General features: G+C 66.7%; 2 protein-coding genes. Both read left to right on the top strand.

Features of this window, described 5'->3' with window-relative positions:
• Positions 1-121: 121 nt before the first annotated feature.
• Complete coding sequence (locus ABMA32_RS24265) at positions 122-1027, top strand: tyrosine-type recombinase/integrase (protein ID WP_349016336.1); 906 nt, start codon at positions 122-124, stop codon at positions 1025-1027.
• Between the two features lie 3 nt (positions 1028-1030).
• On the top strand, positions 1031-2224 hold the full coding sequence (locus tag ABMA32_RS24260) for an IS91 family transposase (protein ID WP_349016335.1): 1194 nt from the start codon (positions 1031-1033) through the stop codon (positions 2222-2224).
• The last annotated feature ends 299 nt before the right edge of the window (positions 2225-2523 follow it).

The following is a 2523-nucleotide window of genomic DNA, read 5'->3' as shown; positions in this document are numbered from 1 at the left end:
TGCACGAACCCGCTTCGCGGGAGGGGCGCCTTGGCCTGAGATGGCGTAGTATTCGTAGCCTTTGAGCAGGTGGCGGCGGGCGAGCCGACCATGGAGTTCCCTTCAACTAGAGGAACTCGCCATGGCTACCCCGTCGACCGATGCACCTATCTCGCCGCTTCGCCAGCGCATGCAGCACGACATGCTCATGCGGGGTCTCGGCTCCCACACGCGGCAGGACTACGTTCGTCACGTCCGGCGCTTCGTCGCGTTTATCGGCCGCTCACCCGACACCGCGACGCCGGAGGATATCCGCCGTTTCCAGCTGGATCAGCATGAGAATGGCGTAGGGCCTGCCACCATCAACAGCACTGTCTCGGCGCTGCGGTTCCTGTTTCTGGTGACACTGCAGCGCCGGGATCTGTCACGCGCGTTGGTGATCACCCGCTATCACCGCGAGCTTCCGGATGTGCTCAGCGTGGAGGAAGCGGGGCGGCTGCTCGAAGCCGTACCCGGCCTCAAGTACAAGGCCGCGCTCGGTGTTGCGTATGGCGCGGGTCTGCGCGTGTCCGAGGTCGCCCACCTCAAGGTCGATGACGTCGACTCGGGACGCATGCTGCTCCGTGTCGAGCAAGGCAAGGGCCGCAAGGATCGCAATGCGATGCTCTCGCCGCAGCTCCTGGAACTGCTGCGGCTGTGGTGGCGCGAAGGCAGGCGGCGCGGGGTCATGCTTCCGCATGGCTGGCTGTTCCCTGGCCGTAGCCGCACCGATCCGGTCTCGTCGCGGCAACTGCACCGCGCCGTCCAGGAGGCCGCCGAGGTCGCCGGCATCCGCAAGCGGGTCAGCCCGCACACGCTGCGTCACAGCTTCGCCACCCACCTGCTCGAACAGGACGTCGATATCCGCGTCATCCAGGTGCTGCTCGGCCACAGCAAGCTTGAGACGACCGCTCTCTACGCCAAAGTCTCGACCCGGACGATACACGCTGTCACCGGGCCGCTCGACCGGCTGATGGCGCTGATGGAGGGCAAGACGCCGCCCGGCTGAACCGTGCGCGCCTCGATCGAGGTCGCCGACATCTTCCGCTCAGCAGGGCCTACGTATCGGGCCGCTCATGCCGGGCATCTGAGCCTCGCCCAGCTCAAGGTCATGTCGGCAATCGAGAATTGCCGCACCGCGGCTCTCGGCGGTCACATCGAGGCCTGCGAGGACTGCGGCCAGTGGCGCATCGCCTACAACTCCTGCCGCAACCGGCACTGCCCGAAGTGCCAGGGCGGGGCGGCGCGGACGTGGCTTGCCGAGCGCGAGGCCGACCTGCTGCCGGTCGGATACTTCCACGTCGTGTTCACGTTTCCGGCCGAGGTCGCCGACATTGCGTTCCAGAACAAGGGGCTGGTCTACGACCTTTTGTTCAAGGCGGCGTCGGAGACGATGCTGACGATCGCTGCTGATCCCAAGCATCTCGGCGCGCGCATCGGCATCACCGCCGTGCTCCACACCTGGGGGTCGGCGATGACCCACCATCCGCACGTGCACATGATCGTGCCCGGCGGCGGCATCGCGCCTGACGCAAGCCGCTGGATATCTTCACGCCCAGCCTTCCTGCTTCCCGTGCGCGTGCTCGGCAAGCTGTTCCGCCGCCTGTTTCTCACCCGACTGGTCGCTCTGCACGACGCTGGCAGGCTAACCTTCTTCGGCGCTCTTGCTCATCTCGCCGACCGCCGAGCATTCCTGCGTCACCTGGCTCCTGTTCGGACAAAGCGCTGGGTCGTCTACGCCAAGGCGCCGTTCGCCGGACCGGAAGCGGTGCTCGCCTACCTGTCGCGCTATACCCACAGGGTGGCGATCTCGAACAGTCGCCTGATCGCCTTCGACGAGAATAGCATCACCTTCCGCTACAAGGACTACCGTCGCACCGGAACCGATCGCCAGCAGGTGATGGCGCTCGCGGTCGACGAGTTCATCCGCCGCTTCCTGCTCCATGTCCTGCCGCGCGGATTCCACCGCATCCGGCATTACGGCCTACTCGCCGGCTCGGCCCGTAAGGCCAGCCTCGCGCTGGCGCGCGAACTCCTGGATGTCGCACCGCCCCCCGATGCTGACGCAACGGGCGAACCGGACGACTACCGCCCGCCATGCCCCTGCTGCGGCGGACGCATGATCGTCATTGAGGTGTTCGAACGCTGGAGGCAGCCGCGTGGACCGCCAGACGCAGCGGCGACGAACCGGGAGACCGCTCCATGACCCGGCATGACCTGGTCCTGGCATCAGCCGGAGGCTTCCCGCCGCCGGCAACGTGGCGACGCACGTCCATGGTGACTATCGCTGCCGAAAGGGTCGCGACGAGTCGGGTGCAGGGCCGACAACACCGCGCGGCGGCGCAAAGAAGCCTTCAGTCCGCGTCCATCCTCACGCTCCCCAGTGGCAGTCGCGCCATCGCCGACATCGGCCGCACATCGAAATCCCCATAGCCATCGACCGTGGCCCGCGGCTTCCTGCATGAGAGGCTTTCGTACGCCTGCCGGCACCCGAAACCCTTCGCC

It is taken from the genome of Mesorhizobium quangtriensis, assembly GCF_040081925.1.
GTDB classification, from domain to species: Bacteria; Pseudomonadota; Alphaproteobacteria; order Rhizobiales; family Rhizobiaceae; genus Mesorhizobium_K; species Mesorhizobium_K quangtriensis.
The sequence above is the reverse complement of the archived record's forward strand: the minus strand, read 5'-3'. Positions and strand labels throughout refer to the sequence as shown.